Source organism: Paenibacillus sp. FSL E2-0190 (genome assembly GCF_037992965.1).
Classification (GTDB): Bacteria; Bacillota; Bacilli; order Paenibacillales; family Paenibacillaceae; genus Paenibacillus_AQ; species Paenibacillus_AQ odorifer.
Window position 1 is genome coordinate 6768886 of record NZ_CP150306.1, and the last position, 26089, is coordinate 6794974.

Annotated in this window: 23 protein-coding genes; 1 reads left to right on the top strand and 22 read right to left on the bottom strand. The window is 44.6% G+C overall.

What is annotated here, in order from left to right:
• Positions 1 to 48: 48 nt before the first annotated feature.
• The 8 genes from NST25_RS29745 to NST25_RS29780 all read right to left on the bottom strand — a co-directional run bounded on the left by NST25_RS29745 (position 49) and on the right by NST25_RS29780 (position 8729).
• The gene (locus tag NST25_RS29745) at positions 49 to 2766 is read right to left on the bottom strand and encodes a CHASE3 domain-containing protein (RefSeq protein ID WP_081393515.1); all 2718 of its coding nucleotides are present in this window, start codon (positions 2764 to 2766) and stop codon (positions 49 to 51) included.
• 213 nt (positions 2767 to 2979) lie between these two features.
• Complete coding sequence (locus NST25_RS29750; protein ID WP_340394481.1) at positions 2980 to 3687, bottom strand: DNA alkylation repair protein; 708 nt, start codon at positions 3685 to 3687, stop codon at positions 2980 to 2982.
• Between the two features lie 33 nt (positions 3688 to 3720).
• A complete protein-coding gene (locus NST25_RS29755) occupies positions 3721 to 5295 on the bottom strand; it encodes a diguanylate cyclase (RefSeq protein ID WP_076124081.1) in 1575 nt (524 codons plus the stop codon).
• 83 nt (positions 5296 to 5378) lie between these two features.
• Positions 5379 to 5900 carry a YcxB family protein gene (locus NST25_RS29760; protein ID WP_076124082.1) on the bottom strand — a complete coding sequence of 174 codons (522 nt, stop codon included), beginning with the start codon at positions 5898 to 5900 and terminating at the stop codon, positions 5379 to 5381.
• 131 nt (positions 5901 to 6031) lie between these two features.
• Positions 6032 to 6280 carry a type B 50S ribosomal protein L31 gene (locus NST25_RS29765; protein ID WP_036682161.1) on the bottom strand — a complete coding sequence of 83 codons (249 nt, stop codon included), beginning with the start codon at positions 6278 to 6280 and terminating at the stop codon, positions 6032 to 6034.
• 223 nt (positions 6281 to 6503) lie between these two features.
• Positions 6504 to 7292: an SDR family oxidoreductase gene (locus NST25_RS29770; protein WP_076181913.1), complete on the bottom strand. Its 789-nt coding sequence runs from the start codon at positions 7290 to 7292 to the stop codon at positions 6504 to 6506.
• Positions 7293 to 7308: 16 nt separating this feature from the next.
• A complete protein-coding gene (locus tag NST25_RS29775; RefSeq protein WP_280753201.1) occupies positions 7309 to 8079 on the bottom strand; it encodes a class III extradiol ring-cleavage dioxygenase in 771 nt (256 codons plus the stop codon).
• Complete coding sequence (locus NST25_RS29780; RefSeq protein ID WP_340393082.1) at positions 8076 to 8729, bottom strand: esterase; 654 nt, start codon at positions 8727 to 8729, stop codon at positions 8076 to 8078. The genes NST25_RS29775 and NST25_RS29780 overlap by 4 nt, the downstream gene beginning before the upstream one ends.
• 143 nt (positions 8730 to 8872) lie before the next feature.
• Here NST25_RS29780 and NST25_RS29785 point away from each other — a divergent pair, with 143 nt between their 5' ends.
• On the top strand, positions 8873 to 9424 hold the full coding sequence (locus NST25_RS29785) for a cupin domain-containing protein (protein ID WP_340393084.1): 552 nt from the start codon (positions 8873 to 8875) through the stop codon (positions 9422 to 9424).
• Positions 9425 to 9430: 6 nt separating this feature from the next.
• On the opposite strand, the gene NST25_RS29790 is transcribed toward NST25_RS29785, so the two are convergent.
• The 14 genes from NST25_RS29790 to NST25_RS29855 all read right to left on the bottom strand — a co-directional run bounded on the left by NST25_RS29790 (position 9431) and on the right by NST25_RS29855 (position 26051).
• Complete coding sequence (locus tag NST25_RS29790) at positions 9431 to 10282, bottom strand: diguanylate cyclase (protein ID WP_036682174.1); 852 nt, start codon at positions 10280 to 10282, stop codon at positions 9431 to 9433.
• Positions 10272 to 12368, bottom strand: coding sequence for a cellulose biosynthesis cyclic di-GMP-binding regulatory protein BcsB (locus NST25_RS29795; protein WP_340393086.1), 2097 nt, complete (start codon positions 12366 to 12368; stop codon positions 10272 to 10274). The genes NST25_RS29790 and NST25_RS29795 overlap by 11 nt, the downstream gene beginning before the upstream one ends.
• A gap of 52 nt (positions 12369 to 12420) precedes the next feature.
• Positions 12421 to 13671 (bottom strand): glycosyltransferase family 2 protein, encoded by a 1251-nt coding sequence (locus NST25_RS29800; RefSeq protein WP_036682179.1) that lies wholly within the window; start codon positions 13669 to 13671, stop codon positions 12421 to 12423.
• A gap of 28 nt (positions 13672 to 13699) precedes the next feature.
• The gene (locus NST25_RS29805; RefSeq protein ID WP_340393088.1) at positions 13700 to 15250 is read right to left on the bottom strand and encodes a hypothetical protein; all 1551 of its coding nucleotides are present in this window, start codon (positions 15248 to 15250) and stop codon (positions 13700 to 13702) included.
• Positions 15247 to 16800 carry a hypothetical protein gene (locus NST25_RS29810; protein WP_340393090.1) on the bottom strand — a complete coding sequence of 518 codons (1554 nt, stop codon included), beginning with the start codon at positions 16798 to 16800 and terminating at the stop codon, positions 15247 to 15249. The genes NST25_RS29805 and NST25_RS29810 overlap by 4 nt, the downstream gene beginning before the upstream one ends.
• Before the next feature lie 31 nt (positions 16801 to 16831).
• The gene (locus NST25_RS29815) at positions 16832 to 17986 is read right to left on the bottom strand and encodes a glycosyl hydrolase family 8 (protein WP_340393092.1); all 1155 of its coding nucleotides are present in this window, start codon (positions 17984 to 17986) and stop codon (positions 16832 to 16834) included.
• Between the two features lie 170 nt (positions 17987 to 18156).
• Positions 18157 to 20202, bottom strand: coding sequence for a catalase (locus NST25_RS29820; RefSeq protein ID WP_076218254.1), 2046 nt, complete (start codon positions 20200 to 20202; stop codon positions 18157 to 18159).
• A 137-nt stretch (positions 20203 to 20339) separates the two neighbouring features.
• Positions 20340 to 21353 carry a potassium channel family protein gene (locus NST25_RS29825; protein WP_076181897.1) on the bottom strand — a complete coding sequence of 338 codons (1014 nt, stop codon included), beginning with the start codon at positions 21351 to 21353 and terminating at the stop codon, positions 20340 to 20342.
• 87 nt (positions 21354 to 21440) lie between these two features.
• Entirely contained in the window at positions 21441 to 21833 is a 393-nt protein-coding gene (locus NST25_RS29830; protein WP_038573772.1) for a DUF350 domain-containing protein, read from the bottom strand.
• Complete coding sequence (locus tag NST25_RS29835) at positions 21830 to 22423, bottom strand: hypothetical protein (protein ID WP_232061559.1); 594 nt, start codon at positions 22421 to 22423, stop codon at positions 21830 to 21832. The genes NST25_RS29830 and NST25_RS29835 overlap by 4 nt, the downstream gene beginning before the upstream one ends.
• Before the next feature lie 69 nt (positions 22424 to 22492).
• A complete protein-coding gene (locus NST25_RS29840) occupies positions 22493 to 23695 on the bottom strand; it encodes a glutathionylspermidine synthase family protein (RefSeq protein ID WP_076181895.1) in 1203 nt (400 codons plus the stop codon).
• Positions 23692 to 24381, bottom strand: a complete 690-nt coding sequence (locus tag NST25_RS29845) for a hypothetical protein (RefSeq protein WP_076124098.1) — start codon at positions 24379 to 24381, stop codon at positions 23692 to 23694. Before NST25_RS29845 ends, NST25_RS29840 begins: the two co-directional genes overlap by 4 nt.
• 28 nt (positions 24382 to 24409) lie before the next feature.
• Positions 24410 to 24628: a hypothetical protein gene (locus NST25_RS29850; RefSeq protein WP_036682196.1), complete on the bottom strand. Its 219-nt coding sequence runs from the start codon at positions 24626 to 24628 to the stop codon at positions 24410 to 24412.
• A gap of 67 nt (positions 24629 to 24695) precedes the next feature.
• Complete coding sequence (locus NST25_RS29855) at positions 24696 to 26051, bottom strand: MFS transporter (protein WP_254848694.1); 1356 nt, start codon at positions 26049 to 26051, stop codon at positions 24696 to 24698.
• Positions 26052 to 26089 lie beyond the last annotated feature (38 nt).

A 26089-nucleotide genomic window follows, 5' to 3' on the forward strand; every position in this document is an offset into this window, starting at 1 on the left:
CTTCGTTCGCGCAACTTCACTCGAGTTGTCCGAAGTTGGAGGTCTAGCTCATGAATCGCTAGCCAGTATCAATTGCATCAACGCTAATAAACGCTCCAAGTTAACAGGCTTACTGAGATAATCTGTTGCCCCAGCCTGTAGGATTTTAGCCTTATCTTCCTTCATCGCTTTTGCAGTCAGTGCAATGATGGGAATATCCTTCTTTGCGGGCATTTGTCTGATCCGATTGATTGCCTCATACCCGTTCATCACTGGCATCATAATATCCATAAGAACGATATCTATAGAAGCCGCTTGCTCCAGTTCATACAGGCCGCTCTCTCCGTTAGTAGCTGTAGTTACATGCAGCCCGCGCTTTCTTAGGGTATTTGATAAAGCGAACAAATTCCGTTCATCATCATCCACGATAAGTACATGCTTTTGATTCAGAGAAGTGAAGTCAGTACGTGTATCCTCAGCCGTTGTAGCGGCAAGTACCACTCCACTCCCGATCTCTTGAATAACAGTCGCTTGATCAGCCACTTCCTCAAGGCTTGGAGCCTCAAGCTGCAAAGGCAAATACACTGTAAAGACACTGCCCACACCCTCTTGGCTCTCCAGCGTAATTCTACCACCAAGTAATGTTGCCAGCTCTCTGGATATGGATAAACCAAGCCCAGTTCCCCCATATTGACGTTCTGTATTTCCATTCGCCTGTTGAAATGCTTCGAAGATAATTGACTGTTTGTCTTCTGAAATCCCAATTCCAGTATCTTTGATGGCGAAGGCAATAAATTCCCCTGTATACGAACCTGCCAAATCCAGCAACTCGTCCTTAGTTGCTAAACGGATTTCCAGAGTGACTGCGCCTTCCGCTGTAAACTTAAACGCATTGGACAGCAAATTTATAATAATTTGCCGTACTCTTTGAGCATCCGAATAAAACAGCGGGGGTAAGTCCTCTCCGAGCTGTATTTGCAAAGGAATCTCTTTTTTGCGGGAAAGCTGACTGAAGTTCTGGATCATTGCCTCCGGAATCTCCGATATATTTATCGCTTCAATTTCAATATTCAGCTTTCCTGCCTCAACCTTGGACAAATCCAGAATGTCGTTAATCAGCGCCAGCAGATCTTGTCCCGAAGAATGAATGGCTTTTGAGAATTCAATATCCTCTTCGCTTAGAGCTCCCGACTGGTTCTCCATAAGAAATTCGGAGAGCAGCAGAATGCCGTTCAGCGGAGTTCGCAGTTCATGAGACATATTAGCCAGAAACTCAGATTTATATTGTGAGCTTTGCTGCAATAACTCTGTGTATTCACTAAGCTCCATTTGAGCTCTTTCCGCCTCCAATGACTTTTGTTCCGCCAGCAGATTCTTATCCTCCAGCTTTCTATTTGTTGCATGCAGTGACTCCGTTTGGATCTGCAGCTCCTCAGACTGAGTCTGTAGTTCCTCGGTATATACCTGTAGTTCTTCGTTTAGACGCTGAGATTGTGCCAGAAGTTGGTCAATCTTCATACTGTTAATCGTGCTGTTAATTGCAGAGCCAAAGGCATTCGAAATAGACCCTAGGAACTTAACCTGCAATTCCGTAAGTGGAGCAAAGGCGGCGATTTCCACCACAGCAACTACCTCACCCGAAAAAGAAATCGGCATTAACAGAAGCGCCTTCGGCGCAGAAACACCCAGCCCAGACTGTATGCTAATATAATCCTCCGGCAGATCCTGTATTTGCATCAAACGCGCCTCTTTAGCACATTGTCCAACTAGACCTTCTCCGGTCTGGAATGCCCGCTGATCTGGAATGTTACTGCTTCCGCCAAAAATAGAGACTCTCTTAAAGAAATCCCGATCATGATCCTGTGTTCGAACATATAAGGATCCATATGGATAATTGATCACTTCTGCGGTTTTGCCAAGAAAAATATCGCCCAGTTGCGAGATATGTGTGATGCCCTGATACCTCGCCAACAGTTCGTTTGCGTTAGCCTGAATCCATATCCGTTCTTGTTGCGTGTCTATCAGATGATTCGTAGCTACGCTCAGATCCCTGATCTCATCATTCGTGGTGATCTCTATCCTTGTCTTCATATCTTCGTCAGATTTCAATTCTGCAATCGTATGGGTAACTTTACGAACCGTACTAACGATGGAGCGTGAATTGATCCACGAAGCGACCATCGCGGTAACCGCTATAATTGCCCAAGCAATATAAAGAAGCTCTAGCAATAATTTATTCTTGTCTGCTTGTCTAGCTATCAGACTGTTGGTGTTCTCTTTCATCGTCTCGCGGTAAGTGCTGATCTGATTACGAATCCGATCCATTTGATCTTTGCCATCGTCGGAATTAAAGTATCTTAGGAGCTCAACGTCCTGTCCCTCTTTTTTCAACTGGATCACATAATTTCCGGACTGTTCGATCCATTGCTTAATTTTACTTTCAATACCCAACAGACGCTGTAGCTGTAAAGAATCATTAGCAGTCAGCACGTAGAGCTTATCATAATTAGCCTCCCATTCAGCCTTACCCAAATTGTAGGGCTCCAGATACTTGTTATCGCCGGTGATGACATATCCGCGTTGTCCGGTTTCCATATCCAAAATATTCTTCTCAATTAGATTAGCTAAATTAGTAATCTCTCGATCCTGATGAGAGATGAAGCTGGTTTCCCGCTGTAGAGCATTGATTCTTCCATGCATGACAAAAACGAATCCTAATAGACAGATCACGATTAAAACTGTAATTGACAGTATTTTATACTGCAAAGTGAATCGGCGTTTGTTCACAACTAGCCTCCGTCCTGTCTTCTAACTATAAACCCCTTTCTATTCTACATCATTGTAAAAGATTACTTGAATAAGGCTTCATTAATTCTTCTATGTAAATTTTGACTGCTGCTAATTTAAACAATTTCCGCAGGGTTGAAACACTTGTTTTTCCCGGAATAAAAAAAACCCCACAAGTGCCTTTCACCTTGAAGGGTTACCTAAATATCTAACTTAGCAAATACAAGTTTTCTTCTTCACACCAAGCTTCCCAGCTTGTTCAATCTTAGCAATATAATCAACAGCCATAGGAACTTTACAAGCGGTTTGTCCCATGTTCACCTGGACCTTACCTATACCTGCTGCGATCTTTGCTGCCTCCTCATGCAGTTCTGTGATACTGCTGCCCACCATAATTAAGAAAGTATTCATCGTATAACGGACACGATTCCGCTCCCGATGAATAGTAGCGCCTACTTGTTGTAACAACTCCCTAATTTCAGCGATGTCCAGCTTATCATCCGGTGTAATTGAAATGTAATTGGCATAAGTGCTCCAGCCGCAAATGGCTATTAGTTCATCCGAGGAACGAATCCACTCTCTCGCAAGTTCCAATCCATATGGACTCTCTGCGGCGAGAGGGGATACTATATATTCCACTACCGCATGCCAACTGGCCGCCGAAGCCCAGCTTTGAAGCTCTTCCTTCGTCATAGTCTTAGGATTGACCGTTAGCCCAGCCAAATACATTGCATCGTAATTGCCTGTCTGATACAAAGCCCTTGCCAGACTCTGATCTTTTTTCACATCCTTAACCAGCTTCTTCATATCCCCTACCTTTACTCCAAATAAAGGTTCCACTGCGCCATGTCGTAAGAAGGTATGTTTCGTCTGCTCTGTACCCATCTCCTCAAGCTTGCTCATCACTTCATCAACAGTCAGATTCATTAGGACACTCCTTTATCTTCAATGTTCTTATCCCTTTACTGTTTCTCTTATGATCGGTTCACGACCTAACGTAACTCTGTTCTTCCCTGTATTCTTAGAGTGATATAATGCTTCATCCGCTTCCCGATATAAATCTTCAAAAGTCACCTCTCTACGCTCCGTAAAAGAGATTCCGATACTTGCGGTAAGATGAATGCTATCCTGTTCATTCAAGATTATCGTGTAATCACTCATCATTGTACGAAAATCCTCTGCTTCTTTTAAGGCTGCACTTTTATCTTCAGCGAAAAAGCATACGGCAAACTCCTCGCCACCCACTCTTCCAGCAATACCTTTATTCTGGTATACCTGAAGGATTTTATTCGAGAAATCAACTAACGCCTGATCGCCCGCTAAATGACCATAAGTATCATTAATTAATTTAAAATCATCGATGTCAAATAGCAGCAGAGCCAACCCTAATCCATCCGGGATCGTTTGATTCTGGACCCTTTGCATGAAATGCCTGCGATTATAAAGCCCTGTCAGATCGTCAACCGTTGCCTGATAGACCAGTTCACGCTCATATCGCTTTTTCTCACTATGATCACTAAACACAATAAGCATACCCTTATTCTCTGTTGCCGCATGTTCCGTAGCAATTAAAGAAACCCCATAACAGAGCTCCTCTGCGCCAGAACAAACTACCTCAAACTGTCCTTCCGTCCTCTGATTGTAATGAGCTGCAATGTCTTTGTGAGATTTCATAAAAAGATCAATATTTTTTCCCATCCAGTTATCGTTCGCTATTCGGGTAATGTCGTATAAAATAGCAGTCGCCGCATCGTTTATGCCAATGATATTATCATAACGGTCAGTCAGAACTACGCCGTCTTTCATGTGCTCTAGAATTTTGTTTTTGGTTAGAGGGAAGATGGTTAATTTGGAGCTAACAAAAAGTGCGAAATAAGCCGCTATAATCGCAGGCAAATAAGTAAACGCCGTAAAACCTGTAATGGTAATCTTCAAGAGGGGAAGTAAAAAGACGGAAATAACCGGAACCAGCAAACCCGCCAACAGCAGGATATTAGTCCGCAAATAAACTCTCGGGGTATTCAGTAGGGAAACTGCCAGCAAGCAGACCGCATATAGCCCAAAAAGCTGATCATACGCAATAAAAGCCATACTAAGGAGCGTAGGCTTTACAGCAATTCCACTAACACCCGCGACCGTCAGGACGGACACTTCACTGCGCATCAGATGATGATAGCTATCCGTAAAAATAAGAAGTACATCCATAACAATAGGGATAGAGAAGATGGCAAGCTTCACGGGCAGGCGCCCTGTGGAAGGAGATACGTATTCTTTTACCACAGCATAAGTAAAGAGCGCACTAAAAAAAAGCGGAGCCTGCTGTACATTCTTCCACCACAACTTAGACTGAAAAGAGGGTGACATAATCTCTCCCGCCGTTGCAACAAATATAAGGCTGACTAACAGCATTAAGATCCACAAATAGCGTCTCCCTGCTAACTTACGGTGCCGATAGGAGCTGACGCCCATGTACAGACTTAGAACACTGCCCATTAATAAGTAATACGGATATCCCTGAATCCATGGCATGCCATATTTCTCCTATTTTTCAAGTCGCTCCTATCATTATAGCCTAATCCTTGGTACAAATGAATCAACAATAACAGCACATCTTATGCTTTAAATTTCACCCGATTGGAGAACATATATTTTCTGGCTAAATCCTTAAATGTTATTTTATCTTGTGCCGATTCAAAGAAACGTTTAGGGATAATCAGCGCTCTCTGTGTGGACACAAAAAACACAAACAAGTTCGTAGTTTCACCTATCTTATGTATCTCTTCCCACTTCACTTGCCCAGTGCCCGCTTCGGAAAGATAAGATATGCCTTCATCTGAAATCGTATAATTTTGCGGTTGCTGAATTAGGTTATCTGTTTTGAACGCCTTTTTCGATTTTTTGATCAAGCTTGCCTTGGTCATATACCATAAGACAGCGGCAAGAATTATAGCAGTCACAGCCAGGATTGAGATGCTTTGAGTACTGTAATCCTTAGTAATTAATAACAAAATCATAAAGTAAGCGACTACGCTAAAAGAGTTGAGTATAATCCGGCTATTCAAGCTGAACCATAAGTTAAACTCCTGAACGTCTTCACTCTTTAGGACTGTATCTACTTTTATTACATTTTCCATCACTGATCGCTCCCTCGACGCCATGTATATTTTTAAATTCATCTCATTTTAACATGCCTGAACACAAAAAAGGGACATCCCCGAAGCGATTGCTTCTACATGGGTTGTCCCTCTTCAATCCGTAAGGATTCTTATTTCTTTTGTGCAAGACGTTGTTTGAACTTGTCAACACGGCCGCCTTGTTCTGTATCTCTTTGTTTACCAGTGTAAAATGGGTGGGATGCGGAACTTGCGTCCACACGGAGCACTGGGTAAGTGTTGCCGTCTTCCCATTCCATAGTTTCATTGGATGATTTAGTAGATGCACTCAAGAATTTGAAGCCTACGCTTGCATCCAAGAAAATCACTTGGTTGTACTTAGGATGTATGCCTTCTCTCATTCTGATCGTCCTCCTTCTGAATAAATTCGTGGAGCCTTTATGGTAAATTATCCAAATGATCTGTAGGTTTATATATAGAATAACCTAATAAACGTAGGAAAATTCGTAAATCTTACGATTTAGACCACCGCTCCATCATACGCTTATTTAGAGCACAAAGCAACTAATATTCAAATTACTAATTTTTCCATAATCTTTCAAAGCCTACCCATAATGCCGGAGGTTAGAGCGATTTCACCATTCCTCCATCGACTAAAAGAGATTGTCCCGTAACATAAGTATTCGCAAAAGAGCCTAGAAAAACAGCAGCCTTGCCGAATTCTTCGGGCGTGCCCAATCTTCCTAACGGGATTTGCAGCAGCGCTTCCTCTTGAATCTGCTCCATAGGGATCCCCTCTGCTTGTGCACGTTTGCCGTCTAGTTGAAGAATCCGGTCGGTTGCAATACGCCCTGGTGCTATCGTATTAATTAAAATGCGGTCCGCAGCCAGCTCAGTAGCCAAGCTCTTGGTCAAGGCATACACGCCAGCGCGAAAAACATTGGAAAGAATTAACCCCTCAATAGGCTGCTTGATAGAAATCGAGCTTATATTAACGATTCGCCCTGCCCCAGAAGAGCGCAGATGCGGCAGTGATTCACGGATCAAACGAATAGTGCTCATCAGTGTGAGCTCAAACCCCTGGTTCCAATCCGCGTCTTCCATATCAGCGAAACCTCCGCCATGAGGCCCCCCCGCATTGGTCACTACAATATCAAGCCCACCGTTTAGGGCTACAGCCGTTTGAATAGCATGTACGATATCCTCTGGGACAGTCACATCCATCTGAACCATGTTCACCTGCTGTCCTGTGGCTGCCTGAATCTCTTTCTGTGCGTCTACAAGCTGCTCCATACTCCTGCTGGCGATCATTACCTTCGCTCCCTCACGGGCATACTCCAGCGCAGTTGCGAGTCCTAATCCTTTACTTGCTGCGGCTACAAAAACTGATTTCCCACGAAGTCCCAAGTCCATCATTAATGCCTCCTTCTTAATTAAACTCCCAACAGCTAAGACTTAAATTGCCATACTGATAACTTCGGTGCAGCAGCTTCGCTTCTTTCCCTTTATCGCCAGCTCCCATAGCTATTATCAGAGGGATAAAGTGCTCATTAGTCGGCACTGCATCAACGCCATAAGGAGCAAGCTCCTGATAGTTAAATAGCGACTCTGTATCCCAAGCTTCCAACCTGTGCTGCAGCCAGTCATCGAATGTCTCCGCCCATTTCTCGACGTTCTCCATTCCCCACTTCACGCTACGCAAATTATGGACGGTTCCACCGCTGCCAATAATCATAATATCCTGCTCACGCAGCTCAGATAAAGCCTTACCCATTAAATATTGCTGTTCATTGGACAGCTCTCGATTAACTGACAAAGACACGACAGGAATATCTGCATTCGGATAGATTAATTTAAGAATAGCCCAAGCTCCGTGATCTAGTCCACGCTCTGTATTAAATTTGCTGACAATCCCATTCTTGTGGAACAAAGACATAATTTGCTGTGCAACCTCATTGTCCCCTTTGGCAGGATAAGTCATTCGATACATCTCATCTGGGAAGCCATAGAAATCATAGATGGTGTCGAAAGTCTCCATAACTCCAACCGATTGTGTGTGTTCTTCGAAATGTGCAGAAAATACAACAATCGCTTTCGGTTTGACATTCCTCTCAGCGAGCTCCCCAAGAAATTTCGTATATGCATTGTTATCAAGTACCAGAGAAGGAGCACCATGGGCAATAAAGTAAGAAGGTATCATAGTTTATCACTCCCTAAGTTCTGCCGTAACCAAGCGATCAGGTCCTGCTGATTCTGCGGTAATACCCCATGATCCGAAGGATAAGCTTTAAAGGTTAATAATGGGGTTAGACCTTCGAAATAAGCGGCTGTTTCTGTCCCCACTGAAATTGGAAATACAGAGTCATATTCACCATGCGAGATGAAGACCGATAACTCCTGCACACTCTTCAGCTCATAATCCGTCTTCACAAACCCCGGAACATAACCGTTCAGCGCTACAATTCCCCGAAGCAAATTCCCCATTGTAAGCGCGAGAGTCATGGACAAAATGGCTCCTTGACTGAAGCCAAGCAGATAACGGTGTTTAGCATCTATAGGGTATTTGTCGGTGGCGTATTCGATAAACTGCTGCAATTGCGATACAACCTGATCAAACTGCTCGCGGATGGGATGACCTAGACTTTTGAGATCATAATATTGAAATCCTGCCCCTAAAATCATATTTCCCCGAATCCCGATAATAATAAACTCTTCAGACAAGGACTCAACAAGCCCGAACATATTCTTCTCATTGGAACCTTTGCCATGCAAGGTGAAGATAACCGGATAAACCCGATTCTCATCGTAACCGGAAGGTAGACTGACATCATATATATAAGGTGCCTTCATACTAAACACTCCTTCAAAATATTTGTAATACAAAAATAATATTTGTAAGAATAATATTATAAACCTCTGGCTAGTATGTCAATTAATAATTTGTTAATATAAAAATATATTTGTTATTACTAATATTAAAAGGAGCTTTACTAATGAATATAGGTTCAAACATTCGTACAATCCGTAAAAGAAAACATATAACGATTGCCCAAATCTGTGAAACTACTGGCCTGTCACAGGGTTTTATGAGCCAGGTTGAGACTAATAAGACCTCTCCCTCGATCGCAACCCTTAGCCTGATTGCGGATGCGCTGAACGTTCCGTTGGCTTATTTGCTGTTAAAAAAGGAAGAGCGGATGCAGGTGGTACGATCCGAGGAGCGGCAAATCACCAGTAGCGGAAGTGATCGACTGCAAGTTGAGCATTTAAGCTCGGCAGGTGGTGTACGAATGGTGCTTGTCCATTTCCCTCCGGGTACTTCTACGGGTGAAACTCCGCAGACGCACGAAGGCAAAGAGGTCCATTTAGTAATAAAAGGTGAGGTTTATGCGGAGCAAGGTGAAGATTTCGGGATGTTCCAAGCGGGGGATTCCTTTAGCTGGAATGCCTGTGTGCCACATCTGGTCATAAATAAAGGCGATGAGCCGGCAAGCGTGCTCATCGCCATCCATACAGAGGCTGATAGTGAAACTGTTGATTTTTAAGCTGGTCTACACGTCGTACTCCAGCTGTTTTTTGGCCTGAACAATGAAATCCAGCGGATTCTCAATCGTGCCGGCTTGGTATTCGACCGCCCCAATCTTAAGACCCAGGCTGACCTTATATTTTCTGGAGAAATTATTGTCATTCAACTCCTGAAGCTTGAGCTTAATCCGCTCGATCACAATCTTCGCCCCATCGCTGTCCGTGAACAGCAGCAGGCCCCATGTTGCTTCATCCTTATCTAGCAGATAGAGTGCATCATTGGTACGAATACTCGCCTGACTAAGCTGAGACACGTCATAGATAGCTTCTGCCAGCTGATCTTCAGGAATGATCCGTCTGATCTCTTTCCAATACTTCACCTTCACCACTAGCAGGGTGAGCGGAATCTGATAGCGAGTCGAAATGCTTGTAAATAATGTAGCATCCGTCTGAAAAGAAATACTGTTCCGCAAATTTGTGTTTTCATCGACGATAGCCATATTGGCAGTCTTTTTGCGTAGCTGCTCATTCTCCACCTGCAAATCACGGCTGCTTAAAGTGAATACCCATAGAACGACCGTTAATAGCGGAGTCATAATTAACCAGAAATAAGTATTTAGGCTAATCGTTTCCCCCAGCGTTATCGTCTGGTACATCGTGTAGAATCCGTAAGCAAAGATAAACACCAGATTCAAGACCAGACCCGCAGTGACCGTCGTAAAATACGTAACAATGGCCAGAATAAAAGCCACCGTTAAAATGATAATATTCTGGAGGTAATCATCCGGTGCACCTGCAATAAAGACGATACAGAGGAACGATAACACCAGGAATGATAAGAGAGCGATGTCCGACACTAAGCTGCGATTACGTCTCACGCTTATCACCACGTTTCTTCATGTGTTTGCGAAGCAGCAGGATCAGCGATAGAACTACCAGCGTCAGCACCAGTAAAATCACGATGATAAAACTGAGTACATCCGACCGTTCCATTATTTTCTGGGCCACAGAGTCCTCGGCTGCTCCAGTGATTGTTTTGAAGCGGTGTGCGCTGACATTACCGTCTTTATCAACGATTGCACCATCGCCAAACACCTTCCACTTGTCCCGTTCTGTAGCGAGCAGTTTAGATCCTAAGTAATACTCTTCCGAGCTGACCCCTGTAACCGCGAGCAATGCACGTCCCGCCTCAAATGGCGAATCAATCAGCTGCAGTGTTCCGATTCGTGCGCCGTATTGCTCTTCAATACTCATTTTCTCATTGGAGCGAATTGTGGTTCCATCTCCGTTATATTGAAAATAAAGCTTAGTATTCTGATCACGGATCACCTTATTATTCTTATAAGCACCAATAGCGATGATATTATTATTTTTCAAATGATCGGCGCTGACAGAATCGGTATAGAACTGGATATTCCCTATATTTCCGCTGGCATATTTACCAAGCAGATTAAAGATATTCGATACACTTAAATAGGCGTAATCATCCATTTGTTCGGGCAGTACAACCGCCACATGATTATAGATCCCATCGCGAATGAACGGATATGGATAGTTATTAAATAAGAGATCCGTGCGATCCTTCGTATTCAGCTGCATTACAGAATCTTTACTGATATAAGCCCACGGCATTTGGTCCCGATCGATAATACATCTGGCTCCTTCGATCTCCAAATCAAAAGCCACTGTCACCGAGAAATTTCCGGAGATATTCAAGTTCTGAGGCACCGAGAGATTAAGAATATCGCCATTCGCCAGTTCCTTAGTCAGCTTCTTACTGCCAATCGGAGTATTGTTGATGCTCACGGTAACCAATGAACGAGTAAAATCCAAATTCTGTGCATAACGGAAATCCAGGCTGATTTTACCGGAATCGGCAATCGAGCGGTTCGCTGGCAATGAAATAAAATACGTCTGCTCCTGATGATGTGCCCCGGTCAGTTTATCACCTGTCTCAGTGAACGTGATGTTAGAGCTAATCGAAAGCGCAGGTGCTGATACTTCTGTAGCATCCGTTACTGTTTTCAGATCACTAGTGATCTGCCCGATCAGCTCTGGATTAGCAATCAAACGACCCGCTTTAATCAGCAAGTTCTCATCCTTCGAGGTTACAACCAAGGTGGGCTGGGTATCCTTATTCACTAGCTGGAGCAGCGCGTGCGTACCCAAATCTTCAGTGGAGCTTAGCTGAGCTTTCAGCCCGCTTGGTACTCTGTCATACATAGCTACCAGTACAACTGCGGCCTTATTCTGCACAGTGTCTGACCGGTAGGGAAGCAAGGGAATAGTCTTATCATTTAACGTAATCCCCTTAACAAGCCCGGAGAGAGCATAAGTGGCTGCTTCCATTTCTGCCGCTGTGCTTTTGTCCGGTACAGTCAGAATACTCTGATTCTTCGTTAAGGTATCTATCCCGGCGAATCGCTCGCTGAAGTCACTGATCCCTCCACTCAAGGGCTTTGCGGTATAAATCACGTTAATACTGGACGTATTGAACAGATGCAGCCAATTATCCGACGTTTCATCGACCGAACAAAAGAGGTCATCTTGACGATCTGTCTTTAAATAGCCCTGAATGCCCAGCGTATTCGTCCCTTTTTTCAGAAACCCCTTGGGCGCCACAAGGGTCAACAGCTGTTCGCCGTTGTCTTGTAGTGACGGACGAAACGTATAGAACGGGCTGCCGTTTAGCGTTAAGGTAACACTAGAAATCTGCTCTTCGGTAATTTGTGAAATTTGAAAATGCAGTTTGATCTTTACTTGATCCACATTCCAATAATCCAGAACCTCAAAATATTGCTGCTGGGCACTCGAACCTGTTAAGGACGAGTCCGTTCCCGTAAATGAGGTTGTGTAAGTGGACTTATGATCCTGCGGCAACGTCTCTGCGGCAGCAGGATGGATTGGAATTAACAAAAGGGAGAGGCAGGTTAACAGTATAACCAGCTGTTTTTTTATCTTCATGTTCTGTTTCTCCTGTGATTACATTTTTCTCATATGACTTTTTGGTGCCTCGTTAGTAGCGCTCCGTCTTATACCATTTGGCTTCTCTTTTGAAGATGAGGTCTTTCAGATATAGATATAATCCGTTAGCCGCGACAACCATCCACAGCTGGCAATAAGACACATACATCAACATTACAATCCCTAGATTGGACAAGCTCATCTCGCCCTTTTCTGTCGTTAGCGTGATGAAGGTCCCCACAACGAAAAGAATAATAGCGAGCAGCCATAAGAAATTACTAAGACCTGCAATAGTAGTATGCACATAACCCAAAGCATGCAGGATCAGCAGCACATCTGAGGTGATTAACGACAGCAGCAACAAGAAGTAAATGGATAGAAAATAAAGAATATCGAACCGGACCTTTGCGGCCGATTTATTGAACAGCAGCGGAATATTTTTGACAATGACATAAATATTGCCCTTCGCCCAGCGGGTTCGCTGCTTGAACCAGACCTTCAAGGTCTGTGGTTCCTGCTCCCACGTGACGGATTTCGGCTGGAACTTGATTTGGTAACCCATCATATAAATCCGGAAGCTGATTTCTGTATCCTCGGCTATCGCTTTAACATCCCAACCACCGATGCTTTCCACAATTGACCTGCGCATAATGAAATTGGTTCCCGGAATAGTGCAAAGCTTGAACAGCTTCCAGCGTCCCGCTTGAGCCATCCATTGAAAGGATAAGGTCTCAATATTAATGAACCGGGTCAGTAAACTTGCATCACGATTACGGGTCCGGAACTTCCCAATCACCGCACCGAGGCTGGAATCATGCATGATCTCAGCAACCAGATAACGCAAAGCTGTTTTCTCCGGAGTATTGTCGGCATCATAAATGGCGATTAGCTCCCCTTTACAGCTGGTAAAGCCTATATTCAAGGCATTGGATTTGCCTTTGCCTCCTGTAACTGCATCCGTATTAATGACTACCAGCTGACGCCCCGGATTTCGGGATTGTATGCCCGCAAGCAGCTCGGCACTGTTATCAGAGGAGTTATCATTAATCACAATAATCTCATACCGATCTTGCGGATAATCCAGCGCCAGCAGAGATTCAACCGTCTTACAAATCACTACCCCCTCATTGTGAGCGGGAACCATAATTGAAACAAAAGGATATTCGCCCTCTATCTCTGGTATATCCTCATTTTCGGATTTAATGTAATATAGATAGCCCGCGATAATGAGGGTCACATTCACCAGCAGCAGAGACCAAATACAGATCACCGCAATCACCATCAGCACGTCTGAAATCGTCATAGGGTCCTCCAAATCACGATTAGTTGTCTCATTTCAAAAACTTTCTGCGATATAACCGGTATCCGATCATTAACAATCCGCCAAACAGCAGCAGAGAAATCATGATCACAACAATAAAAAATTGATTCTGAATATTAAAAAGTCGGGTGAAGCTCTTTTGCTGCTCCTCTGTGTAGCGATAATCGCTATCCACTGTTTCCGGTGTATAGTCCAGGCTTAGAGGTTGTCCATTAATAGAAATCATTCCATCTAATGAGGAGATTGTGTTCTGATCAGTAACGACCTGATGCTCTTCTTGCTTATAATCGGCAAAAGAAACCCAATTCCGTTCCAGACTTTGCAGCATTTCTTCAAGCTGACGCTCATCCTCGGGCATGTCGACGGTGATTACAGTATCCATCGGCAATTGCGGTATCACTTTATTGGATGTATGCAAAGCTTGAAGAAATTCCAGCGGAACGCTATATAAAGAGGATGGAAAGGATTTAGAGGTGTCGCTCTGCTCCATATAATCAATCTGTTCATCCGGATATAACACCACAGAATCAAAAAAGCTCATCCCCGCTTCTGAATACTCTTTGTCATACGACCAATGCATTTCCGCTCCGACTCCAAGCGGCCCAAGCCCGTTTTCGGCCAACAGATTGATGAAATCATTCATCTTTCCTTTAAGCGTATGGTCACTGGAGCTTATCGTTGGCATCACCACTGGGGCATTGACCAGAATGCTTCCATTGCTGGATTGCACACTTTTCATAGCCACTAAATAACGCTGCATGGCCGGATAATCGGTATTGCTGAACACAGGCCGCACACTTGCAAGAAACGGAATCCCCAGTTGATACAGCCGCTCACCCGTTTCTGCCAGCAGTTGCAGATCGGAGAAAGGATAGATTTCTTTGATCGCAAAGTACATTTTAGGAGCAGCAGTGATATGGAGCCAATCCTTCAGAACATACGCCATCCCCAGCGTACTGACATTCCCTTGTTCAAAATATGGGGCATATGTATCATTCCCCTTACTCACAGCGTACGGTGCTTGCAGACCCTCCTCCGCAAAAGAGAGTTTCCCAAGGGATTTGACCGCCTGACTCGCTACAATATAAGGCATATCCTGCACCTTAACTTGAATTCCGGAGAACTGTCCGATTTCGAGCTCAGCACTCCCGTCATAGATCACATCAGTGGTTAGCTGTAACGCCTTCGTTAGACTAGCGGGTGGGTTGTACCCGATATGCAAATACTGCCCCTGATAATACTCCCAATCCTCTATATAGGATTTATTCGTGATCGAAATATCCGCTTCGTTACGGACCATGATCACTCTGGAGTAATTTTTCAGCATCCCCTGCTCGTATTGATCTAGGCTTCGAAGTGTAACCTTTGTCGAGTAAGCTGCCAGCAGACGTTGAAGTTCAGTCACATTTCCATCCTTAAAGGTCCCCTTGGCAAGGCTGTCATAGAGTAGTAAGACTTGTTGTGGCGATGCAGCAGATTGAACAGGAGTGGCGGGCAGCAATAGGATGGTTAAGCTCAGCGTCAGCAGCAATATACAGTATAAGATCCCTCTGCGCTTCAAACACTCACATCCTTTTGAGGCTTTGTAAATGGACTAGACATGGTGGGGCTCTCGTTAACCGGCTTTTTGCGATTTTTGGAGAATCTGCGTCCGATCACACTAGATACTGTCAAAAAGGTCACCAAATCAAAAGATAAGGTGAACAAGAATTCATGCTTGGAAATGTCGGCATCACCGGCACCGATAATCGATACAAAAATGCCTGAAAGACCAATGCCTATCGTAGCGACAATCAATACCATCCGCTGCAATCCTCTAAAATTGCGTGCCTTAATGGCTGTTACGAAGGAAGGCATATACAGACCGATGACAAGCACTGTCCAAAGGAAGATAAAACCTATCGTTCGTGGTGCTAAAGCCTTTTTCAGCTGACTGTATCCAGTAAAAAAGTGACTCTGTGCTCGAAATTCCTTCCCAACAGATTGCTCGTAATTGCCCATCGCCGCTGGTTTAATCGAGAATGCACTTTGAGCAGCTACATTAAGAATCGAGTTAAGCTGATCCGGATTCGATATATAGTATTTAAGGATCGAAACAAATCCGTAACGACTGTAAAAGTTCTCTTGGAGGATCGGCGAATTCACATCAATAGTTCCGTATTTCTCGTAGTAAATGCTATTTTTCAAGATGGCATATTGTTCATCAATATCGAATGACTTCAGTGCCTTCTCCGGATCGGAGGAATCCTTCAGCACCCCTCGGGTCATGGCATGGAACTGGTTAATATTCACGAACTCATCCGAGATATTCAAATAAGTGAACACACCTGCGAACAGGATCAAAGCAAGGGAAACCAGGGTCAGAATACGAAAGATCTTATCCCTGCGAATCCAAAGGATTGAACACCCCAGAACCGCAATGATTATACCCACTGGCGCATTTTGCTGCTTGGAAGTAGTCAGGATAATCGTACTGATCAAGAACAGGGCCAGCAGCACGTAGTCATTGTATCTTTTTTGATATAACAACAACCAAGCTGCGAACATAGTAATCATCGTGATCATCACGACGCTCTCGCCGTAAAAGGAGTTGAAATAAGCGGTATACCCGGTATCTCCAAATATAAAAATAGCAATACCTGCAGTGACCCATCCCTGCTTGCGGGTCATCCCCCATGTAATAGCCTCTATTAATAAGTAGATCGCCGCAGCATATAAAATCGTGTAAATGACTGCTTGAAACCGGATATCGAAAACCTCGCTGCTAAAAAACAGCTTATTAAGTCCAATGGCCAGCTGAATAAATAGGGACTGTGAAGAAAATAATGTCGCGCCATTCTCATTAAAATACTGAAAGATTCCATATTGCTTTACAAAATAACCAAAGTATTGCTCGTCATAATCCGGCAGATTGAAATAAATTCCGTTACTATAGATGCTGCGAAAAAAATCACCATTATCCGCCATTCCGACATACGGGGCGGTAAATAAGGCGATGATGGTTATAAGCAACACTCCAAAAGCAGTGATAAAAGCCGGGGACAATGGCAACGGTAGGTTAGCGAGTGACATCCCCTGCCTCAGAGGTGATTTCACCGTGTTGTTTATCATGCAGATTCACCTTCGTTACTATAGGTTTAAATTAATAGACATAGGCCAATGATGCCATCAGATTGTCAAAGGAATAGGCTTGGCCACTAGCTACATCGCCGAAGCCTCCATACAGTGAGCTGCCGGCATCGGTTATTCTGAACTCGTTCATTCTTTCAATGCTTTTGCGATAGAGTGCATCGTCTCCGGTCTCGGCACCAATCATAGCCGTAATGGCGTAAATGGCTGTTGAGCGAATATCGTTAAGCGGCTTTCCCTCACGCGAATATTGTCCATATAATGTGCCAGCCTCGACCTGCTGCTTGATAAAATTAATGCTGGAGGATTTCTGCTGGTCTACCTCTGCCAAAGCCAGAATAGACAGTAGCGATTCTACTGTATTGATATTCTCCGAACTATAGGTTCCACTCTCATAATTAAACCTTGTTTCATAGAAGGGAAACTCATCTGATAAATATCCATCTTTCAGAATAACGCTCATATTATTCAACAAAAAGTCACGAGATTCTCCAGAAACCGACAATTTTTGCATTGTACCTAAATCAATATAACATAAAGTAACGAATGTGTTGGTTTTTTTGTAATTTTCATCATAGAAGTCATACATATATCCATTTTTTACATTATAGTTATAAAACCTCTCACCATACTTAGCCGCTTCTTCTGTATACTGTTTATCTCTAAACGTATCCCCCGCTTCATAAAGCGCACGAATGATACGTAAGTCATCAACGGCAGCATTCACAGGATATAATTTCTGCTGTTTAGGGCTATATCGGTAGCTAAAACCACCCTTCATATCAAAGGTTTGCTTAGCCAGCGCCCATTCTTCTGCAAATCGCTCTTTCTCACCACTCCGTACGGCTGCCAGCATCCTCAGAGAGGCAGACTCACTTAGAATCTCATGGCCGCTTGCTGCTTCCCCGGATTGCTCTGTTTCAATTAAATTCGTATAAACACCGGACGAGCTGGTAAGCTTCGTAACAATAAATTGCTCTAAAGCATCCAATTCCTGTGAAGGGTCCCCCATATCATTATTAGCCGAACCCGTAGGATTCGGTGGCTCTGTTGTATGAACATTCGCGGAGGGCGAGGGTGTTGATGCCGGCATTGCTGTTTGCTCGCATGCTGTTAATGCTGTAAAACCTGTAAGTACCACTATAGCAACAGCTATCTCTTTCCTCAAAAAATCACCTCTCTAAGCATCTGCTTATATTGCCTAGTATTATCTATAACGGTAATATACATCACATCCTTAATCCAAATGTTAAATTTATGAAACCATTAGATGAAAAAAAAGAGGCATCCACACGCCTTCTGACGAGCAGATCCTCCTTTTTCTGTCATCTACTTACTTTATTCCATACGTTCCCAAAAACGATGGGCAGTAATGGCTGCAACGAAGCTAGCCGCGAAAACTTCCCCACCATCGCCTATTATGACTCCCGGACTGCTTCTATGTTCATCTGTTGCAAGCAGCTCAGCAAGTATTGTCGTCATCGCGATAGGTTTAAAATGTGCATAGGCTTGGTTGAGGAATAACGCTGCATCTTTATGGAATTTCTTGCGTTCCGCATTTCCACCAGCCGCATAAATCGCATCGAAGAGCACCGAATCTGTAGTGGACAAGGTATGGATGACTTCAAGCTCTGTGCCGCTTGAGCCTTTAATAAATCCAAGCTTATCACTGATTAGCTCCGGTTGTATCCCAGCTCCCATAAGCGTGTCCAACACAGGCATTACCGCAGCTTCATCAAAACCATCTCCGATAATCACGCCTACTTTCCGCGTGTTGGGATGTTTTTTCGTATTAGCCTGACTTAAGGCAGGGGAAGCTTGAGTGACCTCGGAACCGCCAACTTCTGGAGCCGCTACTCCAATGGCTTCTGCCACAGGTACAGCAAGCTCGGAGGTAATGTTAGCAAGCATATTTACGACCTGCTGTCGGACCGACTTACTCTTAACCTTTCCAAGCTCAAAAGAATAAGCTTCGATAATATGCAATTGTTCCGGAGGGCTCATACTATTCCAGAATAACTTGGCTTGTGAAAAATGATCCTCAAAGCTTTTACTCCGGCTCCGTACCTTACGGCCCTCAACCTTTTCTTGATAATGCACATAACCGCCTTCAGCCTCTGGGACAGGTCTCGGCGTGTTTTGGGCCAGAGAATTATTATGATAACTCACAGTGCCCTGATTAATCGTCTGCCGCCCATATCCGTCACGCTGGTTGTTGTGGAAAGGACACACCGGTCTATTAATCGGCAGTTCATGAAAGTTAGGACCCCCAAGCCGAATCAGCTGGGTATCCGTATAAGAGAACAATCTGCCCTGAAGTAGCGGGTCATTGGTGAAATCAATCCCTGGCACTACATGTCCAGGGTGGAAAGCCACCTGCTCCGTTTCGGCAAAAACATTATCCACGTTGCGGTTCAAGGTCATTTTCCCAACGATCTGCACGGGCACGTCTTCCTCTGGCCATAGCTTTGTAGGGTCCAGCACATCGAAATCAAACTTGAATTCGTCTTCTTCACTAAGAAGCTGAATGCCCAGCTCGTATTCCGGAAAGTTGCCGGCTTCAATCGATTCCCATAGATCACGGCGGTGAAAGTCAGGGTCCGCTCCAGATATTTTCTGTGCTTCGTCCCACACCAAAGAATGTACACCAAGTACTGGTTTCCAATGGAATTTAACAAAATGCGCTTTCCCCTGTTCATTGATCAGACGGAAGGTGTGAACTCCAAACCCTTCCATCATCCGGAAGCTTCGCGGAATGGCGCGGTCAGACATCAGCCACATCGCCATATGGGCCGATTCCTGATTATTGGCGATGAAATCCCAGAAGGTATCATGGGCTGATGCTGCCTGAGGCATTTCATTATGCGGCTCCGGCTTAAGCGCATGCACTAAATCAGGGAACTTAATCGCATCCTGTATAAAAAAGACCGGCATATTATTGCCTACCAAATCATAATTGCCTTCTTCGGTATAAAATTTGGTCGAGAAGCCCCGGGCATCCCGCACAGTTTCGGCCGAACCCCGTGATCCTGCTACCGTTGAGAACCTGACAAACACCGGGGTCTTCACGGACGGATCTTGAAGGAATTTCGCCTTCGTATATTCTTTCAACGATTTATATACTTCAAACTCCCCGTGGGCGGCAAATCCGCGTGCATGCACGATCCGCTCAGGAATCCGCTCGTGATCGAAATGGGTCATTTTTTCCCGAAAATGAAAATCCTCCAGCAAGGTTGGCCCCCGGTCACCGGCTTTTAGGGAGAACTCATCCTCGGACACTTTCAATCCCTGATTGGTTGTTAAAGCGTGACCTTCGTCCTTACTGCGAAACTGTTCCAGTTGCTCATTTTTGCTATTTCCGTTCACTTTTTGCTGTTCACTCATTAACAATGGCTCCTTCCGAAAGGTAGAGTAACGATAATATTCATCTCTTACCCTTAAGGAAGGAACGGCAAACAAAAAGAAGCGGAATTCCGAGAAGCCATTCTCCCGAAAATCCGCTTTACTCGCTTATCACTGACCTAACCTTTAATTCTCCGATACGTCTCTTCATCCGAAACAATATATAATCTAGCCTCTTTAGGAATAGGCTGGTCCAGCTTGCGATTGATGCTAAGGTCACTACGATCCGAGAGTAAAGTTGCACCTTGAAGGAGCAATTCCTGAAACGCCTGCCCATAGGTCTTCCATGCACTATTCACTGGAATCTCATAAATATCATCCCCATACTGGCGGCTCAGCAGCTGCGTAATCACCTCTGAATTCCCCTCTTGCAGAGCGGATCGGACTGCCAATCTAGAAATGGCATCATGCGACAGAACGAATTCATTGACCTGAACATGCCTGAAATTCTGTATATTCTTCTCCTGCATAATTTCTACGGTAGTATGTACTTGTGGCGCTATGCGCTCAATGCTGGAGGCGATAAGCAGAGATTTCCCGTCAATTAGCGATGCTTCATCAATCCGTGTGTCTCCGAACACAATGGCTGCCCTGGCTTCGTGTATGTTAGCTTTAAGGAGAATCTCATCGCTGGAAGCATCACCGCTTACAAAGTGGACCTGTTCCATATGCTCCAGCGGATGCCGTCCTATCTCATCAATGATGACGATATGACATTTAGGTGAATAGCATAACACCTCATCTACCGCAGCTTGCGCTTTCTTACTCCAATTGATTAATATCACATGATCCTTTCCCCGGAAGCTCAATGTTCCTGCTCCTCTCCTTCTCTGCACCTCTGCAATAGAGTCAATAACCTTGCCAATAACCAAGCTGAGAAGACCAATCCCAAAAATATATAGAAACATGGTGAATAGCTTACCAACTACCGTCTCGGCAAAATAATCCCCATACCCAACGGTGGCCATCGTTGTCATGACCCAATAGAAGGCATTAAACCAGTTGTGGAATGTACTCGGTTCAAGCAGGTAAGCTATCGATGCGCTAAGAATTATAAAGATCAAAATAATCAGACCGATCGACCGTTTGCGTAAACGCATCATCCTGGTGGATATTCTCAGAAAAAAATGCATCTGCCATCCCTTCCTCACATTAATAAAGCTGCCTCTCGAGGTTATTACTGAGGGCAGCCTTATTAATGTCCATCTGCGATTTGTGAACTAAACAATCAAACTGCTGACTGCAAATGCTGTGCCGATAAACACCAAGCAGAGCATAGTGCCTACTGCCACATTGCCTTTTTCCAGATGTTCTGAAATTTTAAAGCTTGGGGTCGCCAATTCAAAAATCCAGTAAGCAGCGATGAGGCATACATAACCGACAGCAAACCAAATGATCATATGCAGAATAGAGGTATTCGTATACGCCGCTACTCCAATGATAATTGCTGTAGCGAGAAATTTGCCGCCAAGCGCTAGAGCTACAGCCACATTCCCTTTTTTCAGCTCTTCCATATCCTTGAACGGGGTCATCAAGCCAAAGATAACCATACCCAACAATTGCAGAAGAATAATCACAAATATACTGACTATTAAATTAACAACAATCGTCACTTTGCCCACCCCCGAAATTTCGCATATGCCGAGTCATAATCGGCGAAATCATGTACTTCCTCAAGGACTACGGAAGCGGTCTTTTCTTTCTCTAATGCTGCATAACGCTCATCGTCTATCGGCTGCTTGATCCGGTTGCCGGAAGGCAGCTCGAGGACGGCAAAGTTTCTTGTCTTCTCATTATATTTTGTCTTGTATACTCCTACAAGATCAACATCTGTAGTTACCGATACCTTAAGGTTGGTAAGATCCTCGACTGCTGTTTTTTCATCGGGATACGATTTAATGGTCGTCCAGGAAGAGAGGCGGACTTCATTGCGTTGGTCGGCATCTGTGATCAGCTCAGCGTCCATGAACTGCAGTGTCCATATTTTATCGCCAGTAGCATAATTCTCATCATTCGGCAGCAGCTCATTATCCGGCAACACCGTCATATCGCTACCAATTAGATCACCTACAGTACTCTCCACAACCCGGTAATCCCAAGGTACCCGTGCAACACTGTCAGAAGTTTCAGCAGTGCCTGAATCAAACACACTCCCCTGATTACTGGAACATGCACTAAGCAGCAATACCGTTAGAAGCATCATACATAAAGCCCCGATCCGGGCCTTTACTAATCTGGTAGACGACTTGTTTATAGCCTTACTTTTATCCAACTATCTCACTCCCAACGCGATAAAATGACTGGCATTGCCCGTAATCAGTCCGCCAGCCCGGCCGAGCAGCCCACACGGCTTCCCATTAATGACGAACATGCCTGTCAGTAGGTGGAATTCACCTTCGGCGGTGTGTATTCGGGCTAGTTCAGCTCTTTTTTGATATACAGAGGGAAAAAGCTGACTGCTATCATAACCCTCTTCGTCCTCAATTTCTAGAGTTCCACTATCGTCAAAGAGACGTACAGAACCGCCTTCGCGGCCAAATACAGATTTGGACACAAAGCTGCCAGAGAACACAGGCTTATTATAAGTAGGCAAAATATAACGTGAGATCGCCTCACGCTCTTCATTGTCAAATAATAAGCCAAGCTCATACATTCCCCACACAGCTGCAATCAATCCCTTAGACTGCAACAGGATACTGTGCGGTCCATTAAAAAGCTGAAGATTTCCCTGTTCAACAGCATAGGCAAGTGCATCTCCACCCTCATCGACGGCCATCCACTCTTTAGGATATAGGGCGAACATCCGCTTTATCACCCGGTCCTCCCCGTCCTTCAGAATGCCCTCATCGACCCACAGGTCGAGACAGTCCACACACTGAATAGTAAGCCCGCTATGTCTGGCCAAGGCTTCAATCGTACCCGAATCTTCAAGATGAGAGCCATAAGCAACACAAGCTGCGGTATCTGGTCGTTCTATCTGCCAGGCTGCGGCAAGTTGTTCCTTCATCGCATGATTTGGACTAGTCACACCCGCCTGTTCACAGATCCAAGGTGTTGCTATGGAAGCCTCCACATAACCTGTAGGTGTATCGGCATTCAGTTCCAGAAGCTTGATGGTTCCATCATTAGCTATCGCAAAATCGAACCTTGCATACCGACTGATTAGACCTTCTTCCGGAATAGGAAACCCATCAAGCATCTCCCAAAGAACAGGAGGAATGCCCAGCAGCTCATACAAATCGCGTTTTAGATGTATATACCGAACCGCTTTATCGAGGATAGCCCACAGCTTTGCGGAGGCTTCCTCAAGCTCTTTATAAATGTCGCTGCGCATCACAGCTATTGCATCCATCCAGTACTCTTCTTCCTCTAGATCTGCCCAAGTGAACCCAAGCTCATGCAGCGCTTGTACCCGTGGGCCCCGCTCCAGATCAGACAAATCCAGAATCTCAAACACGCTCTGCTGATCACTCATCCGCCGAAACCACTCTTGCTGGAACCAGATCTCGATGAAGATTTCGAGCCTGAGCTTGATTTAGAGTTCTTCGAAGAGTTTAAGCCACTGGAAGTGCCACCGATTCCGTTCTTTGAAGAGGAACCTCTTCTCGTGATGGAACCCGTGGATGAGGTTGAGGTTTTAGGTTTCACTACAGAACCGGGCACCTTTTTATTCTGGAACTTTTCGCTGCTATAAGTAGGTGGTTTATAAGTGGTTCTCGTGCCTCCATAATAGGTAGGACGGTCCTTAGCCCATCCTCTGGAGGAGTAATTGGCACCGCTGTTAAACAACATGTGATACAGAAGCAAATCCGTCCAGCCAAAACCTGAATGATAACCGCCATAGTTATTCACTACCGTTGTTCCGTTTGAAGTTACTACGCCTTGGCCTTGCTCCTCTACCTCTTTCGTACCTTCTTCGGGGTAGGGAATATTCCAATCCACATTTTTATCAAAATAAGCTTTAACCTCTTCATTAGACCAAGAGACTAGCTGTGGTTCGCCCGCAGAAGTATTCGCGCTAGCCCCCGCTCCGCCAGGAATAAACATAGCATTCGCTAATAAGGCTATGCCTAGCGATGTTGATAATACACGGATGGGTTTGCCATCTGCGGTAAATAATTTTGATGCAGGCAATTCCTTATCCCTTTCTTCTTTAGCCATCGTAAGGTTCTCCTTCCCTGATGATCTTCTATCCCTCAGTGTGCATCGGAACAAGCAAAAGCTCCAGCTTGCCCTCATCCACATTCAGTCGTCCTTCAACCGCCTCATATTCCTTACTGCCCACCACTATATAATTGACATGTTCAAGTGCAGTTATCATATTCATGCTCCACGTACGCTCTTCAATCACTCGTAGATCACCTTCTGGCATTTTTTCGATTAAAACTACACTCATCCCGTTATCCATTATTACCATTCCTTCCTTATATCTGCTATAGCATCTGATACGTTTTTATCACCTTTTCGTTTCAGTTCTAAGCTTGTATAGATTGCCCAGCATTACTTTTGGAATAAGAACGTCTATATAAAAGGAGAACTCCTAACGAACACAAGCTGACAAGGAGCAACAGTCCGTATACATGCTCATAGGCTTTTGCCGGCGCAAGATCACGCTGAGCATGCAGCAACAGCCCACAGACCGCAACAGATACAGAACCTCCAAAGAACTGAATCAGTTGTAAAAGCCCCATACCTGAACCAATCCAAGTTCGCGGAAGAACCCGAGAAGCTTCATTATTTAAGGATGCCATTGTCGCCGAGAAGGCCGGAGAGAAGCAAAGATAACCAAGCAGAAGAACTACAGGAGATACAGAAAGGTTCAGCGCAAATGCAGCCATAACAGCGGCAAGAATACAATGCCCTATGATTAAGAAGCGCAAGTTGCCATACCGGTCAATAAAACGTCCAACAAAACGGGTAAGAAATGCGGATAATAACGCACCTGGTGCGATAAACAAACCAATCATCAACGCGGATTTACCAAACAGATTAGCGAGCACAAGCGGCATCAGGAACAAATTCCCCAAGTTCAGCACCAGAATACAAAAGCCTATGGTAACTAGCTTCAAGTATCCCGGCATTTTTAGCAGCTGCGGGTTAATAAAGGATTCCTTCGCCTTCTTCAAATACCAAGCGTGCACGATAATAGACACTACGCCCACTGCCAACCATACCAGAGATTGGGTGGTTACTGCTACCAGCAGACTTGCTGCATTTACAACGGTCAGCGCCGCCCCAATAACGTCAAAGCTTGCAGGCTTCGGCTGTTCCTTAGGTAATAACCGCAGCAGTACTGGCAATACAACAAGCACAAGGCAAGTAATTCCGAATAACCCGTTCCAGCCAAAATACTGACTGATGACACCACCAAAAATCGGGCCCAAACCAAAGGCCATTGCACTCCCTGCGGAGATCATGGCGATAGCCGCACCACGTCTTTCAATAGGCACATAACGGCTAGCCAGTACGAGACCCAATCCAGCCATCGCACCCGCGCCAGCAGATTGTACTATTCTCGTTATCAATAATGTATTAAAGTCATGCGCAAATAATCCAAACACTGAGGCCAACCCGAGAGTAATTAAGCCAACGGTCAAAAGTCTCCGAATCGGCACCACGTCTGATAAGCGGCTATAAATAACCGTCGATAAAGCATATCCAATCGAATAGCTCGAAATTACCCATGAACCTAGATCAGCAGAAATTTGGAGATCCTGAATAATGGTTGGAAGTGATACATTAAACATCGTTGTGTTCATCACTACGATAAAAAGGCACATGGTCCATAATGGCATGACTACTTTATCATTCATTACTACTTTCTCATTCATTCCTATCCATCCCTGTCCTAATTTATCTATACAAGCTT

Excerpts from the sequence above, each read along its gene's own strand:
- NST25_RS29755 (WP_076124081.1), bottom strand. The coding sequence starts at position 5,295 with ATGCCATGGATTCAGGGATATCCGTATTACTTATTAATGGGCAGTGTT.
- NST25_RS29760 (WP_076124082.1), bottom strand. The coding sequence starts at position 5,900 with ATGGAAAATGTAATAAAAGTAGATACAGTCCTAAAGAGTGAAGACGTT.
- NST25_RS29765 (WP_036682161.1), bottom strand. The coding sequence starts at position 6,280 with ATGAGAGAAGGCATACATCCTAAGTACAACCAAGTGATTTTCTTGGAT.
- NST25_RS29770 (WP_076181913.1), bottom strand. The coding sequence starts at position 7,292 with ATGGACTTGGGACTTCGTGGGAAATCAGTTTTTGTAGCCGCAGCAAGT.
- NST25_RS29775 (WP_280753201.1), bottom strand. The coding sequence starts at position 8,079 with ATGATACCTTCTTACTTTATTGCCCATGGTGCTCCTTCTCTGGTACTT.
- NST25_RS29780 (WP_340393082.1), bottom strand. The coding sequence starts at position 8,729 with ATGAAGGCACCTTATATATATGATGTCAGTCTACCTTCCGGTTACGAT.
- NST25_RS29785 (WP_340393084.1), top strand. The coding sequence starts at position 8,873 with ATGAATATAGGTTCAAACATTCGTACAATCCGTAAAAGAAAACATATA.
- NST25_RS29795 (WP_340393086.1), bottom strand. The coding sequence starts at position 12,368 with ATGAAGATAAAAAAACAGCTGGTTATACTGTTAACCTGCCTCTCCCTT.
- NST25_RS29800 (WP_036682179.1), bottom strand. The coding sequence starts at position 13,671 with ATGACGATTTCAGACGTGCTGATGGTGATTGCGGTGATCTGTATTTGG.
- NST25_RS29810 (WP_340393090.1), bottom strand. The coding sequence starts at position 16,800 with ATGATAAACAACACGGTGAAATCACCTCTGAGGCAGGGGATGTCACTC.
- NST25_RS29820 (WP_076218254.1), bottom strand. The coding sequence starts at position 20,202 with ATGAGTGAACAGCAAAAAGTGAACGGAAATAGCAAAAATGAGCAACTG.
- NST25_RS29825 (WP_076181897.1), bottom strand. The coding sequence starts at position 21,353 with ATGCATTTTTTTCTGAGAATATCCACCAGGATGATGCGTTTACGCAAA.
- NST25_RS29835 (WP_232061559.1), bottom strand. The coding sequence starts at position 22,423 with ATGATGCTTCTAACGGTATTGCTGCTTAGTGCATGTTCCAGTAATCAG.
- NST25_RS29840 (WP_076181895.1), bottom strand. The coding sequence starts at position 23,695 with ATGAGTGATCAGCAGAGCGTGTTTGAGATTCTGGATTTGTCTGATCTG.
- NST25_RS29845 (WP_076124098.1), bottom strand. The coding sequence starts at position 24,381 with ATGGCTAAAGAAGAAAGGGATAAGGAATTGCCTGCATCAAAATTATTT.
- NST25_RS29850 (WP_036682196.1), bottom strand. The coding sequence starts at position 24,628 with ATGGATAACGGGATGAGTGTAGTTTTAATCGAAAAAATGCCAGAAGGT.
- NST25_RS29855 (WP_254848694.1), bottom strand. The coding sequence starts at position 26,051 with ATGAATGAGAAAGTAGTAATGAATGATAAAGTAGTCATGCCATTATGG.